Source organism: Gaetbulibacter sp. M240, assembly GCF_043876815.1.
Classification (GTDB): domain Bacteria; phylum Bacteroidota; class Bacteroidia; order Flavobacteriales; family Flavobacteriaceae; genus Gaetbulibacter_A.
The window spans coordinates 287,987-302,761 of sequence record NZ_JBAWKA010000002.1; the positions used below are offsets into that span (position 1 = coordinate 287,987).

The 14,775-nt window shown below is 36.2% G+C and carries 13 protein-coding genes; 6 read left to right on the forward strand and 7 right to left on the reverse strand.

Going from position 1 to position 14,775, the window contains the following annotated elements:
- Position 1: 1 nt before the first annotated feature.
- The 5 genes from V8G61_RS06795 to V8G61_RS06815 all read right to left on the reverse strand — a co-directional run bounded on the left by V8G61_RS06795 (position 2) and on the right by V8G61_RS06815 (position 4,214).
- Positions 2 to 937, reverse strand: a complete 936-nt coding sequence (locus V8G61_RS06795) for a glycosyltransferase (protein ID WP_394874758.1) — start codon at positions 935 to 937, stop codon at positions 2 to 4.
- Positions 938 to 945: 8 nt separating this feature from the next.
- Positions 946 to 1,788, reverse strand: a complete 843-nt coding sequence (locus tag V8G61_RS06800; protein WP_394874759.1) for a glycosyltransferase family 2 protein — start codon at positions 1,786 to 1,788, stop codon at positions 946 to 948.
- 34 nt (positions 1,789 to 1,822) lie between these two features.
- Complete coding sequence (locus tag V8G61_RS06805; RefSeq protein WP_394874760.1) at positions 1,823 to 2,791, reverse strand: class I SAM-dependent methyltransferase; 969 nt, start codon at positions 2,789 to 2,791, stop codon at positions 1,823 to 1,825.
- Positions 2,788 to 3,225: a class I SAM-dependent methyltransferase gene (locus V8G61_RS06810; RefSeq protein WP_394874761.1), complete on the reverse strand. Its 438-nt coding sequence runs from the start codon at positions 3,223 to 3,225 to the stop codon at positions 2,788 to 2,790. Before V8G61_RS06810 ends, V8G61_RS06805 begins: the two co-directional genes overlap by 4 nt.
- A gap of 305 nt (positions 3,226 to 3,530) precedes the next feature.
- A complete protein-coding gene (locus V8G61_RS06815) occupies positions 3,531 to 4,214 on the reverse strand; it encodes a cell division ATP-binding protein FtsE (RefSeq protein WP_394874762.1) in 684 nt (227 codons plus the stop codon).
- A gap of 220 nt (positions 4,215 to 4,434) precedes the next feature.
- Here V8G61_RS06815 and V8G61_RS06820 point away from each other — a divergent pair, with 220 nt between their 5' ends.
- The 4 genes from V8G61_RS06820 to V8G61_RS06835 all read left to right on the forward strand — a co-directional run bounded on the left by V8G61_RS06820 (position 4,435) and on the right by V8G61_RS06835 (position 11,410).
- Positions 4,435 to 7,479 (forward strand): tetratricopeptide repeat protein, encoded by a 3,045-nt coding sequence (locus V8G61_RS06820; protein ID WP_394874763.1) that lies wholly within the window; start codon positions 4,435 to 4,437, stop codon positions 7,477 to 7,479.
- A 73-nt stretch (positions 7,480 to 7,552) separates the two neighbouring features.
- Positions 7,553 to 9,283, forward strand: coding sequence for a TonB-dependent receptor (locus V8G61_RS06825; protein ID WP_394874764.1), 1,731 nt, complete (start codon positions 7,553 to 7,555; stop codon positions 9,281 to 9,283).
- A 78-nt stretch (positions 9,284 to 9,361) separates the two neighbouring features.
- A complete protein-coding gene (locus V8G61_RS06830; RefSeq protein WP_394874765.1) occupies positions 9,362 to 10,975 on the forward strand; it encodes an amidohydrolase in 1,614 nt (537 codons plus the stop codon).
- Positions 10,976 to 10,996: 21 nt separating this feature from the next.
- Positions 10,997 to 11,410 carry a hypothetical protein gene (locus tag V8G61_RS06835; protein ID WP_394874766.1) on the forward strand — a complete coding sequence of 138 codons (414 nt, stop codon included), beginning with the start codon at positions 10,997 to 10,999 and terminating at the stop codon, positions 11,408 to 11,410.
- Here the strand turns inward: V8G61_RS06835 and V8G61_RS06840 are convergent.
- Entirely contained in the window at positions 11,407 to 12,114 is a 708-nt protein-coding gene (locus V8G61_RS06840) for a class I SAM-dependent methyltransferase (protein ID WP_394874767.1), read from the reverse strand. The two genes, V8G61_RS06835 and V8G61_RS06840, sit on opposite strands and share 4 nt — an antisense overlap.
- Positions 12,115 to 12,206: 92 nt before the next feature.
- Here V8G61_RS06840 and V8G61_RS06845 point away from each other — a divergent pair, with 92 nt between their 5' ends.
- The gene (locus tag V8G61_RS06845) at positions 12,207 to 12,698 is read left to right on the forward strand and encodes a YkgJ family cysteine cluster protein (protein ID WP_394874768.1); all 492 of its coding nucleotides are present in this window, start codon (positions 12,207 to 12,209) and stop codon (positions 12,696 to 12,698) included.
- A gap of 21 nt (positions 12,699 to 12,719) precedes the next feature.
- Positions 12,720 to 13,556: a sterol desaturase family protein gene (locus V8G61_RS06850; RefSeq protein ID WP_394874769.1), complete on the forward strand. Its 837-nt coding sequence runs from the start codon at positions 12,720 to 12,722 to the stop codon at positions 13,554 to 13,556.
- On the opposite strand, the gene V8G61_RS06855 is transcribed toward V8G61_RS06850, so the two are convergent.
- Positions 13,547 to 14,767, reverse strand: coding sequence for an exo-beta-N-acetylmuramidase NamZ domain-containing protein (locus V8G61_RS06855; RefSeq protein WP_394874770.1), 1,221 nt, complete (start codon positions 14,765 to 14,767; stop codon positions 13,547 to 13,549). The two genes, V8G61_RS06850 and V8G61_RS06855, sit on opposite strands and share 10 nt — an antisense overlap.
- Between the last annotated feature and the right edge of the window lie 8 nt (positions 14,768 to 14,775).

Consider the following 14,775-nt stretch of genomic DNA (forward strand, 5'->3'; position numbering starts at 1 on the left):
CTTACTTAAAGGCTGTGATATAAATATTTTTCGTGATAAGAAATTTTTGTAATGTTTTCAATTTCCTAATTAAAAAAGGAGGTGAGTTAAGAAGGAAACGTTGCTTTAAATTTAGGTTTTGGCTATCGATTTCTGATTTTAAAATCCTGTATATTTCTTTTTCTCCATTTAATTTACTTCGAAGTGCCACTGCATAACGATTGATGTCTAGGTATAATTTCAAAGAATCGTTTTGAAGTTCTTCATTCTTAAATTTTGAAATAAATTGGTGTCTGATTGTATTTAGTTCACGTTTAGAGAGACTGTCATCTACATGGAGTCTGTATGACATTGTAATTTCCGGATTAAAAGAAACTTTGTATTCTAAAGCGATCCTGATCCAAAGATCTAAATCCTGTGCGGTTATTAATTCAGTATTAAATTTTCCAATGGTATTGAATACGGTTTTCGGAAAGGCCACACCAGACGTCCATGCAACAGGGTTAGCAATGCTAGCTTTAAAAAAATCTGGTATTAATAAACAATCCTTACCAAAGGAAAAATTCAAATGGGCGGGGCGTTTTACATTTTCATTATAAAATATTTCATAATTATTGCAATACAACCCTGCTTGTGGAAAAAGTTCGATTTGTTTCCTGAATTCTTTTAAATGATTTAAATACCATAAATCGTCAGCATCCAATAGGGCAATAAAGTCTGATTTAGCCTCTGTAATACCACGGTTCCTTGCAACGGAAACGCCTTGTTTTTTTTGATTAATTATCCGCAGTCGTTTATCTGAAAATTTTTTTATCATTACCAGACTATTATCAGTACTACCGTCATTAACAATAATGACTTCAAAATCCTGAAAACTCTGATTCAAAACGGAATTTAGGGTTTCAGTAATATATTTTTCTTTATTGAAAAGTGGGATGACGACTGAAAAATAGGGCATGAGTCAAATTATTTTAATGTACAAAAATAACCTATTCTGTAAAGGTCGTAGGCAAATAGGAAAGGGCTGTTAGATTGGAGGTTCTTCAATAAAATATTTTTAAAAAGCTTAAATTTAAATGCTATGATTGGTTTTAATCCAAATGTATTCAACCATTTAAAATATTTGAGTATTTGAGAATCTTTTGCGTCAAGAATATGGCGCGTAGCTAATGCCTTCAAATTTTGTAAAGCTGATTCTGTTTTATTCAGAAACGTGTCTGTATCATCATCAGATGCATGGATTACCGGGTTATCGGTACAAGTTACAGAAATGTTTTTTCTTTTTAGATTTGAAAAAAACAGAACGTCTTCATAGCCATAAGTCGTGATTGATTCTTCAAAAGGGTTCGCCAAGAATAGTTTTTTATGAATTAGAAAGTTGGAAGAACATAGCTTGTTTGATTCTCTTTTTTTTGTATACAGCCAGCGCAATTTAAATGGCTTTTCAGGCTTTTTTAATGAGGCTATCATACCTCCTGAAACAACTTCTGCTGATAATTGATCGACATAGTTCTTGATGAACGATGAAGTAGATGGAAAGGTCCCGGTGTCCACAAAAAGTAAGCTATTGTATTTGGCTTCTATTCCTAATAAATTTCTAATGGCACTGCGGCCAATATTTTTTTTAAGTACTTTGTATTTTGCGAACTTAAGGTCGTTAATATCGCTATTCGTTTTAAAGTTCACGGTAGATGCATCGTTATAAACTAAAATTTCAAACGGTACCTTAGTATTAAGCGCTTGTTGATGCAGCTCGCTTGCAAGAGGAAAGGCGTCAAAATTATATGTTGGTATTAAAATAGAGAGCACTGCAATATTTTTGAGTAAAGGCTAATGTAGCCTTTTATTTTTGATAAATACCATAAATAAAATCACTCGGATTATTTTTTAAATAGTCGTCTTCAAATTCAAATAGTGTATTCAATATTTTTTTCTTTTCCTCATCTAAATCAATAAAATGATGAGAAATATCTTTAAGGGTAATAGCCAGAATATTTCCTCCATAAGTGGCCTGGTAAATGGTTTTAAAATATTTATTAATGGTGGGTAGTATTTTCTGAGATTCAATGCATTCGGAAGGATCTGCAATTATCATCCTAATTATTCCCGAACCGTAAACTTTATTCTTGTAAAGGTTCACTTTATAACGTTTTCTGAATTTTTTAGGAACTATTTTTAATGATTTATTGATCGCCTTTATTTGATGATTTGGGAATTGAAGTCTGTTCGGACCTATGTACTCATCAATAATTAAGATGCCATTCTCTTTAAGTGCTTTTTTTATCGATTCACCGATGAGTTGTTCAATGTTTTTAAAGTGATGCAGTGAAGCTCTGAAAAAAATAATGTCATAAGTGTTTGGGGCAAAGGAATATTTATTTACATCTTGGACTTTGAAGTTAATATTATTTAAATTTTTTTCTTGGGCACGAGCTTTAGCCTTCTCTAATGAAATATCAGAAATATCGCAACATAAGATATCTTGAAAATTGTCATATTCCGCGTATTTTAACTCCGTGGCACAATTTCCACTCCCTAGTGATAACATTTTTAAATTTTTACGATTTTTCAGATAGTTATTCATTGTAAAGGCAACAAAATCCAGAGTCTTTTCTCCGGTAACTTTAAGATTCCATCGCTCTTTAATCGTTGGTATATTCCACCAATTTCCTAGCTGTATATTTTTTGACTCAAAGGCAGATTTTGATCTTTTTATAGGATTAAAATGAAATTTTGACTTGATGAAATTAAGGCCTCTCTGATTTAATTTAACGTAGATATCAATTATGTCGTCTAATGTTATTAACCTCATGATTTAATTCCTATTAAGATGGTTTCAGGTGATAAAAAGCCTTTGTAATCATCGGATTCATCATACTTAAATATAGTTACATCTACTTTAAATCCAACCGCTTCCAGGCGCTTTTTTAATCCGCTAATAGAATATATTCTCACGTGATCCTCTTGACCAAAGTGTTTAAGCCTTTCCAAAGACGTTTTTATGGCAGAGTCCTCATAGATCTCACCAGGTTTAAATGGTGTCTGAATAAAGACTCTTCCATTAGGTTTTAAAACTCGGAATAACTCTGTCATGGCTTTTTTATCATCAGATATATGTTCTAAAATATGGTAGGCTATAATGGTGTCAAAAGTGTTGTCGTCTTGGTTTATATTGGTGATATCGAAGGTGTAATCCGCGATAAATTCATCAGCAAAATCGGAACTATAATACACAATTGACGACATTTTTGATAGTTTTCTATACAAACTTCTTGAGGGTGAGAAATGCAGAATTCGACCTGTAAGCGCGTCCTTTTTATTTAAAAATTCCCAAAGTCTTCTATGTCGCGAAACACTACCGCAAGCCGGACACAATAGATCATTTTTATTTAAAGAAACAAACCTTTTTAGGTTTTTATTGCAAATATTACACTGGTGGTTGTTTCCCGAATATAACAAGGCATAAAATCGTCTGAAGAACAGTTCGTTTTTAAACAATAAATGCTTAGGAATTACTGATCTTAATATGGTTTTAAGATGCTGATACATGCTTACCCTTTCCGTTGTACCACTTCATAAACCTCATTGTCGTCGCACTTCAGCGTTTTACTGGGGTATTTAAGAAGTAAGGCATAATCATGTGTGGCCATCAAAATGGTATTTCCATTTTTATTAATATCCTGAAGCACTTCCATAACCTCGATACTGGTTTGCGGATCTAAATTACCGGTAGGCTCATCAGCTAAAATAAGTTCAGGGTTATTTAACAAGGCTCTGGCAATGGCGACTCGTTGTTGTTCGCCTCCCGAAAGCTCATGTGGAAATTTAAAACCCTTGGTTTTCATATCGACCTTGGCTAAAACCGCTTCAATACGTTGGTCCATTTCGGATCTGTCTTTCCAGCCTGTTGCTTTTAGAACGAATAATAAATTATCATTAATGGTTCTATCTATCAGTAGTTTAAAATCCTGAAAAACCACACCAAGTTTCCGTCTCAGAAAAGGGATGTCTTTTTCTTTAAGGGTTTTAAGATCAAAATCCACAATATGACCCTCGCCTTCCTTCAAGGGAAGATCGGCATAAAGTGTTTTCATAAAACTACTCTTACCGGTTCCCGTTTTTCCAATAAGGTAAACAAATTCACCTTTGTTGATTTCGATATTAATATTCTTAAGGATCAGGCTTTCACCTTGAAATATAGAAGCGTCTTTAAGTTTTAGTATGGGTTTCGACATAAACTAGGCATCGGTTTTGTATGTGTAAATGTATTATTAAAATGTGATATCGAAAAAATAACGTCTCAGTTTATACTTTATTTTTTAAAAATTAAACATTTTAAATCGCCCGGCATAATTAAGGTCCGATTCTTGCGTTATATTTTTAATTAAGCTTAAGGTTTTTAAATATGCCAATTGCTTTAATTATCTTTGATTTTAAACTTCAAAAAAACAATTAATGATTAAAAACCACACGTTTTTATTTGTCCTGGGTCTCTTATTTACACTTCACATTACCGCTCAGGAAACTGCGGCCTACACCAGTGATTTAGTTGATTATCAAAAGGCTTTGGCGCTATATAATAATCAACAATATTTAGCTGCTCAATCCATGTTCAGGCATGTTAAGGAAGAAACAGATGAACCTGTTTTAAATTCGGATTGTGCCTATTACATTGCTAATTGTGCGGTGCGTTTGAATCAGCAAAATGCAGATGGATTAATTGAAGATTTTGTGGAAGACTACCCAACAAGCACCAAGCGCAACACAGCTTTTTTAGATGTAGCCGATTATTATTTTGAAAATTCTAAATATTCTCATGCTCTTAAATGGTACAATAAGGTGGATGAGGATGCTTTAAGCAGAAATGAAAAGGAGGCCTACTATTTTCATTATGGTTACACAGCCTTCTCGGCCAAGAAATTCCGCGATGCAAAAAAATATTTAACAAAAGTTGAAAACTCTAAAGAATACGGTTCTCAAGCCAAATATTACATTGGTTTTATGGCTTATGAAGGAGACGATTATGATGAGGCCAACACCTATTTTGAACAAGTAAATGATCAGGATCGTTACAAGGAAAAATTAGCATATTATCAAGCTGATCTTCATTTTAAACTTGGGAAATTTGAAAAGGCTATTGCCTTGGCTCAAGAGCGGTTAGCTCAAACAGAAGACCCAAATGAAATTTCAGAATTATCGAAGATTATTGGGGAAAGCTATTTTAATTTAGAACAATACAAGGCAGCCATTCCTTACCTTAAAGATTATAAGGGTAAAAAAGGAGATCGCGATCGGCAGGCGAAATGGAACAACACCGATTATTATCAATTAGGCTATGCTTACTATAAACAAGGCGATTATGAAAATGCTATTTCAGAGTTCAATAAAATTGTGGGTGGTAAAAATACGGTAGCGCAAAATGCCTATTACCACCTTGGAGAGAGTTATATCAAGCTGGATAAAAAACAGGAGGCTTTAAATGCCTTTCGAAATGCTTCCCAAATGACCTTCGATCTGAAAATTCAGGAAGATGCCTGGTTGAATTATGCCAAAATAAGTTATGATATTGGAAATCCGTATCAATCGACACCGCAAGTGTTGTTGGGGTATTTGGAAGCTTACCCGAAAAGTGCCTATCAGGAGGAAATAGAATCGTTATTGATCGATTCATATATTACTTCAAAAAATTATAAGGATGCTTTGGAGTTGTTGCAGGGTAATCGAAAACGTTACGATAACAAAGAGGCCTATCAAAAAGTAGCTTTTTACAGGGGTATAGAACTTTATAATGAAAACGTTTTTAATGAAGCTAAAACACTTTTTGACGCCTCCCTAAGTGAAGGGCTTGACCCAAGTTTTACGGCCAGAGCAACATTTTGGAAAGCAGAGACCGATTATAGCTTGTCTAATTTTGAAGCTGCCTTGATTGGATTTAAGCAATTTAAACAACTCCCCGGAGCGAATGTGACGCCCGAAATGAACAATATCGATTACAATATCGCCTATGCGTATTTCAAACAAAAGAATTATGCTCAGGCGACTGATTTTTTCAAATCTTTTATAGCTAAGGGTTCAAATGATCGATTACGTCTTAACGATGCCTATTTACGTTTGGGAGATGGCTATTTTGTATTGAGTCAATATACCGATGCAATTAAGGCTTACGATAAAGCCATTGCGATAAATGAGATCGAATCGGATTATGCTTTTTTCCAAAAGGCTATAAGTACCGGTTATGTTTCCCAGATATCCGCCAAGATCAAAGATTTGGAGCAGTTTATAACCAAATATCCAAAATCTAAATTAAGGGATGATGCGCTTTATGAATTAGGTAATTCTTATGTAAAAGCAGGAGAGAATAATAAAGCAGTAAGAACCTACAAGCAACTTTCTCAGGAATATAGCATGAGTTCCTTTGTTCCTAAAGCCATGCTTCGTGAAGGTTTGGTTTATTATAATAGCAGTGATAACATTAAAGCTTTAAATAAATTTAAGGAAGTAGCGAGGAATTATCCAGGAACACCGGAAGCCGTTCAAGCGGTAGCCACAGCACGATTGATTTACATTGACCTTGGTCAGGTGGACGAATATGCACGATGGGTAAGGCAATTGGATTATGTTGAAGTTACTGATGCCGATCTGGATAATACAACTTACGAATCTGCAGAAAAGCAATATCTGGATAATAACACAGATAAAGCAATCACCCAGTTTAATGGATATTTAAATAGTTTTCCAAATGGTATTCATGCTTTAAATGCGCATTTCTATCTGGCTCAGATGTATGATAAAAAGGGTCTGATGGAAAATGCTGCACCGCACTATAAATACGTTACAGAAAAGCCTCAAAGCGAGTTCACTGAAGAAGCCTTAACGCAACTGTCGGAATATTATTTAGGAGTTAAAAACTGGGATCTTGCGATTCCGATGCTAAAACGATTAGAGGCGGAGGCAAACTTCCCGAATCACGTGATTTTTGCTCAATCGAATTTGATGAAGGCGTATTATCAATTAGAGGATTTTGTTCAGGCTGAAGCCTATGCTGACAAGGTGTTGAGAAGTTCAAAAATTGATAACAAAATTAAAAGTGATGCTCAGGTGATCATTGCCCGCTCGGCGATACAAACAAATAATGAAGGCAAAGCGAAAGCAGCCTATGCCGAAGTGGAAAAAGTAGCCACCGGAGAAACAGCTGCTGAGGCTCTTTATTACAGAGCTTATTTTGAAAATAAAGAAGGGAACTATAAAACATCTAACGCCTCGGTTCAAAAATTGGCTAAGGATTTTTCAGGCTATAAATATTATAGTGCGAAAGGCTTGGTATTGATGGCTAAGAATTATTATGCCCTTAAAGATGCTTTTCAGGCGACTTATATTTTGGAAAGTGTCATTGAGAATTTCAAAAATTTTGAAGATGTTCTTAAAGAAGCTAAAACCGAGTTAGCCAAAATAAAAACCGAAGAAGCGAAGACGAATGCTTCTATACAAACCGAAAATTAAAAAGCTGTTCATGGAAAAATTCGTTCTCATAAAAAATACATCAATCTTAATAATCGCGTTTAAAAATCACCCTATGCGGAAGCACATTAATCACACTAGCATATTTTTATTTACCCTGTTAACGCTTAACAGTTTTGCTCAGGAAAAGAAAAGCGATACCATTAATACGGGTGTTATTGATATTATAAAACCCTATACACCATCAATATCAGATGCTTTTAAAGTCAAGGAGAACCCTACCATAAATGATACAACTACTAACGCAAAGAAAACGATCAAATACAATATTTTTTCGTTTCCGGTAGCGTCAACTTTTACACCGGCTAAAGGAAAAGCAGCCGTTGTTGAAAAGGCGGAGCCATTAAAACTATTCGACAATTATGCGACTGTTGGCGTGGGTTCGTATACAACATTTTTAGGTGAAGTTTATCTGAATCATGCTTTGAGTAGGAATGAGAGTGTTGGAGGTTATTTTAGTCATCATTCTTCAGCCGGAGGTATTGAGGATGTGCTCTTCGATAACAATTTTTCAGACTCGAAATTAAGTGCCAATTACTCAAGCCGATTAAAAGATCTGGCATGGAATCTGGAAGCTGCTTTTCAACATCAAACCTATAATTGGTATGGTTTTCCTGAATCTCAGGTGGCCTTGGCGCTAACTGATAATATAGCCATTGATCATTCTTTTTATAGTGGTGAATTTGGAGCCGACATTGCCTTTGAGGACACTTATATTAATTCGGCTAAATTTAAATTCAGACGTTTCGGTGATAACCAAAGCTCGGGAGAAAATCATTTTTCTGCCGGAACACTCATAGATATTCCGGTGAATAGCGAATTGGTCTCAACAGAAATAAATTTTGATTATTTGAAAGGAAGCTTTAAAAATGATTATCAAAATACCGGTTCAGAAATTAACTATGGAAATTTTATAGTTTCCGCTTCGCCGTCGTTTGAATTAAGACAAGACGATCTTACGGTTAGTTTAGGAGCCTCAATAGCGTACATTAGTGATATAGAGACTGGCGATGGTGATATTCATATTTACCCAAATGTGTCTGCCACGTATCGTTTGGTGAACGATGTTTTAATCGCTTACGGTAGTATCAAAGGTAGTTTGATACAAAATACGTATTTCGATTTTGCTTCTGATAATCCGTTCGTTTCTCCAACACTTTTTATACTTCCTACGGATCAACAATATAATGCCCACGTTGGTTTAAAGGGTAAATTATCCAGTAATATGAGCTACAATATCAAAGGAAGTTATTTGGCTGATAATAATAAAGCCTTATTTAAAAGCAATGAAATTAGCCGATCCGGGGCATCCTATACTTATGGAAATTCCTTCGGAATCGTTTACGACGACATGGATACCGTGATTTTAGGTGGCGAAATAGATGTAGATGTGAATCGGAATTTTACGTTGAGCATTCAGGCGAATTATTATACCTACGACATGACCAATCAGGAGGAACCCTGGAATTTACCTGATATTACAGGAAACTTATTTTTAGATTATCAGATCGATGAACACTGGTTTGCCGGAGCTAATTTGTATTATACCGGTCAGCGCAAGGATCAAATAGTCTATAACGACGGATTTACGGCAACACCGCCTGAAACGGTACTTTTAGATAGTTATTTTGATGCTAATGCTCATGTTGGGTATCACATTAATGAAAAGATATCTGTTTTTGCAAAAGGCAATAATTTAGCGAATAACGCCTACCAACGTTGGGTAAATTATCCGGTTCAGGGTCTGCAATTACTGGCGGGAGCAACCTTTAAGTTTGATTTTTAAATAGTTATCATATACTCATTCAAAAAAGTGTCTTTTAGAGGCACTTTTTTTATTTTTACAAGAACTAAAAGCATCTTTATGAAGACCATATTCCAATTATCTATATTATTTTTAATAGTATCCTGTAGCACTAAAAAACCTGCAGACCTAATTGTTGTCAATGCAAATATTTATACCGTAAACTCACAATTTGAAAAAGCCGAGGCCTTTGCTGTTAAAGATGGAAAATTTATTGGTATTGGGACAACCGAAGAAATCAGCAATACTTATGAGACTGATTCTATGATTGACGTTAACGGAAAAACCATTGTGCCCGGGTTTATCGATGCGCATTGCCATTTTTATCGTATGGGACTTGGAGAACAGCAAGTAAAACTGGAAGGGACGAAAAGTTATGATGAGGTGATTGCAAGGATCGTTGCTTTCAACAATGAGAAACATCCTGATTTTATTACGGGTAGAGGCTGGGACCAAAACGACTGGCCGGAAAAAGAATTCCCTACAAAAGATAAATTAGATTCGGTATTCCCGGATATTCCAGTAGCCATAACGCGTATTGACAATCATGCCATGTTGGTAAATCAGGTAGCTCTTGATCTAGGTTCTGTTGATCATACCACAAAGGTTGAAGGAGGAGAGATCATCAAAGAAAATGGAAACTTAACAGGTGTTTTATTAGATAGAGCCATGGACTTGATCAAGGCGATTATCCCTAAACCATCTAAAGCCACTTCGGCGCAAGCCTTAAAAGATGCGGAACGTATTTGTTTAGATTACGGATTAACTACAGTAGATGAAGCCGGATTGTATATTCCGGATATCGAGATAATTGATAGTTTACAACAAGCTGGAGAAATGCATATCCGTATTTATGCCATGCCTTATACCACCGATGAAAATTTAGATTTTTATTTAAAACAAGGACCTACAAAAACAGATCGTTTGCATATTAAAGGATTTAAATATGTAGCTGATGGTGCCCTGGGATCGCGTGGTGCTACCCTGCGTGAACCGTATAGTGATCGTGAGGGGCATTATGGTATTTTGAAAGATAGTTATGCGCGTTTACAAAAAGTAGCTAAGCGTATTGCTGCATCGGAATTTCAGATGAATTCTCATGCCATAGGCGATTCGGCGAATCACATCGTATTGAATACCTATAAACGTGTTTTAAATGGAGAAAAGGGTAGACGCTGGCGGGTGGAACATGCCCAAATTCTATCTCCTGAAGATTTTAAATTGTTCGATGATATTATACCGTCTGTACAACCTACACATGCGACCAGTGATATGTATTGGGCAGGTGACCGTGTTGGAACAGAACGAATCAAAAATGCTTACGCTTATAAAGAACTATTAAATACCTACGGCCAGGTTGCTTTAGGTACTGATTTTCCTGTGGAGCAGGTGAGTCCGTTTTTAACCTTCTACGCCGCAGTAGCACGTCAGGATACAATGGGTTATCCTGAAGGAGGCTTTCAAACGGAAAATGCATTAACCCGTGAAGAAACCTTAAAAGGTATGACCATTTGGGCGGCCTATTCAAATTTTGAGGAGAACGAAAAAGGCAGTATTGAGCCTGGTAAACTTGCTGATTTTATTGTTCTGGACCAGGATATTATGACCGTTGATATTGATGAAGTTCCAAACATCAAAGTTCTCCAAACTTTTATTGATGGCATTGCACGATAATTCAATTCGAATTAAAAACCAATGAAAACCTTAATTTCAACAGTTATTGCCTCAGTAATTACACTTCTTTGTGGTGCTCAAAATTTAGAGTGCTGTCATAGTATCTCGGAAGTAAAAAAAGTATTAGAAGGGGATTGGCTTTTAAAAAAAGACTCCAGAAATAGAGTGTATCGTATTCATTTTCAGGACAGTGCAGGAAAAATTGAAGTTCTGGAAGAATTAAATTTACCGCCAAAGGCGGAACACACCGCTGTAGAAGATGCCTATGATATCTCCGAATCCATTGTGAATATCAGTGCTAAAAAGGATGGTTATTATATCGAGTTAGTTTATACTTTTGGAAGTGTGACCGAACGAATCAGGGTATTAACCGAAAATAGCCTGGTGTATGGTACCGGTAAATCGGAACATATTTTTATCAGAGACAAACGTTAAGGTTGTCTCACTGTGATGCGAGCCAGATAATCAAACGCCTCTCCGGTTTGTAATAAATCGCATTGCAGTCCCAGGGTTTCGCAGGCCATGTTCAAGGTGTCGAAGTCCAGATACAACCAGGTCATAGGTTCTTCTGATTCACCTTTATAGCTCACGTAATAATCGAGTTCACCGTAATAACCAGCATTCGTGTCAATCCAAATGCCTCCATCATCATCTTCGTACATGTATTTTATATCTGTAGAATCAATAAGAATTTGACCATTGGGTTTCAATAAACTTTTTAAATGCTTCAGGTATTTGGAGACCTGAATGATTTCCTGAAAAATTCCGGTTCCATTCATCAATAGCAAAATAGTATCAAAAGTGTCGGTTTCGTCCAGAACAGAACGTTTTTCAACATGGATAACACCCCGTTGTTTGGCAACTGTAACGGATCCTTCTGAAATGTCAATAGCTTTCACCTTTAAAACTTTTTTTTGTAAATACAAACTATGACTTCCGGCACCGCACCCAACGTCCAAAACACTGCCACGACTTCGTTGTAAAGCGGTTTGCTCAATTTTAGGCATGTCTGAATAGTCACGAAATAAATAAGGTAATGGTAAAACATCGTCATCAGAAATACTCGTTGAGGTTATAATGTCCTCCGTGTAATTTCCGTTCTGATAATCTAACAAAGCTTTTCCAAAAAGGTCTTTCATTGTATTATATATTTTAGGTACCTTCTAAATCAGGTTTTTATGCTAGCTCTTAACATCATGCTTTTTACAGTCAAATATAGTATTTTTACAGCATGCAGGAATTCATAGATAAGCTGCCTGAACTGGCCAAAGATAAGCATAACGAAAACAAAAAATTCTTTTCCAAATTAAAAAAGAAGCCGCCTAAAAATTTGGACTACATCATGCAAGAGCTTCATGATCAGGAATTTGAACGAACGGATTGCCTGGAATGCGCTAATTGCTGTAAAACGACCGGCCCCTTGTTTACGGATAAGGATATTGAACGGATTTCGAAACACTTCAAAATGAAACCCCAGCAATTTGTTGACACCTATTTACGTATTGATGAGGATAATGATTATGTTCTTCAATCCGTTCCATGTACGTTTTTAGGAGCCGATAATTATTGTTCGATCTATGAGGTTCGCCCTAAAGCATGTCGGGAGTTTCCGCACACCGACAGGAAAAAATTTCAGCAGATCTCAAATTTAACTATGAAAAATGTAGCCATTTGCCCGGCAGCTTTCAATATTGTTGAGACTATGAAACAAGCCATAAAATAATTATATTTAAGCAAAAAAACTGTGGAAGCTATACTAAACTATTTCGAACACATTCCATCACTGCATCGTGCGCTTATTATTGTTGGTGGTTTAACAATATTTTGGATCATTGAGGGGATCGTTCCTTTATTCGGCTTTAAATACCATAAATGGAAACACGCTGTTCCCAATATATTTTTTACCCTGACCACTATCTTGGTTAATCTGCCTCTAGCCTTTTTATTTTTAAAATCTTCGGATTGGGTAATGGCCAATAATTTCGGAATTTTAAATTGGTTACCAACTATGCCACTTTGGTTGTATACCTTAATAGGAGTTTTTCTGATTGATTTTATCGGTGCTTATTTACCGCATTTAATAGAACATAAAGTAAAGCCCTTATGGATGATCCATTTGGTGCATCATTCTGATCATAAGGTGGATACAACCACCGCGAATCGACATCACCCTTTAGAAAGTATTATACGCTATATATTTACGCTTATGGGGATTTTTATTATCGGAACTCCAATTGCTTTGGTCATCCTATATCAATCCTTATCAGTCGTTTTCACTCAGTTCAACCACGCTAATATTAAATTACCTAAAAAACTGGATAAGGCCCTGAGCTATGTGATCGTATCTCCAGATATGCATAAGGTACATCATCACTACCGTTTGCCTTATACCGATTCTAATTATGGGAATATTTTTTCGGTTTGGGATCGATTGCTCGGAACCTATAAGTATTTAGATACCGAAAAGATTATTTACGGTGTGGATGTATTTCCTGATGAGAAGGCAAATAGTAATATTGGCGAGCTATTAAAACAACCCTTTCAAAAATATAAACGACCTACGATGACAGATCAATCGTAAAGCAAATATTTTTCCCGAATTACTTTAAATGCCTCGATATCCTTTTGCCAGCTGGCTCGAATAGAATCTTCTGGAATTCCTGATTCAATTTGTTCTTGCAGTTTAGTATTTCCGGCGTGAGCCGTAAAAGTGGGCCCAAAAAAGGTCACCTCTTTAGGCGTTTTAGAATAGGCATCCATTAAATATTTGAGATTGAATTTATGCAAGCGTGGTTCATTCCGAAGATCGACCCCATAACACAATTGATTTTCAAAGCGAGGATATTTTGCGCCTTCGTTTGAAACGGGTGTAAAACTAAAATCACTTTTCGGGAAGAAGGGCGCACCATAGATCTGCATCTGTAAATCCGTACCTCGCCCAACATTAATAACGGTACCGCGAAAAATATCCAGACTTGGATACAGATTTATCGCTTTGCCATTCGGTAAATTAGGTGAGGGTTTTACAGTTAAACTATAGGGCGTTTGATGGGTGTAATTTTTCAGAGGAATTACGATGAGATCACAAACCAAAGAATCCGCCAACCAACGCTCGCCGTTAATCATTTTCGCATATTCACCTATGGTCATACCGTAAACTAAGGGCACAGGATGCAATCCCAAAAAACTTTTGTGTTCCAGTTCTAAAACTGGTCCGTCAATATAATGCCCGTTAGGGTTAGGACGGTCTAAAACAATGGTTGGAATACCCGCTTCTGCACAGGCTTCCATCACATAATGCATGGTGGAAAGATAGGTGTAGAAACGTACCCCAACATCCTGAATATCAAAAATCACTATATCAATATCTCTCAGGTCTTCCTGAGTTGGCTTTCGATGTTTACCATGAAGTGATATAATTGGTAAGCCCGTTTTTTTATCGGTACTGTTATCGATGAGTTCTCCGGCATCACCAATTCCCCTAAAACCGTGTTCCGGCGCAAACACTTTTTTTATCGCAATGTTTAAGTCCCGAAGTGAATCTATTAAATGGGTGTAGGTGGTTACGTTTTCATCCTTAAAAATCACCGTACCTTGATTAGCCACCACAGCAACCCGCTTTCCTTGCAGTAAGGGGAGATAAAGGTCCAGCCTGTTGGCGCCAACCACCACAGGTTCCTCTTTAGGCTGGGGTTCTAAAACATCATCAGTTTTAGAGTGCTTCGAGTTTGCACAGGAAATTAATACTAAAAGACATAATAAAACAGTATTTTTGAAAATCTTAAAGCCCATTAAATAAA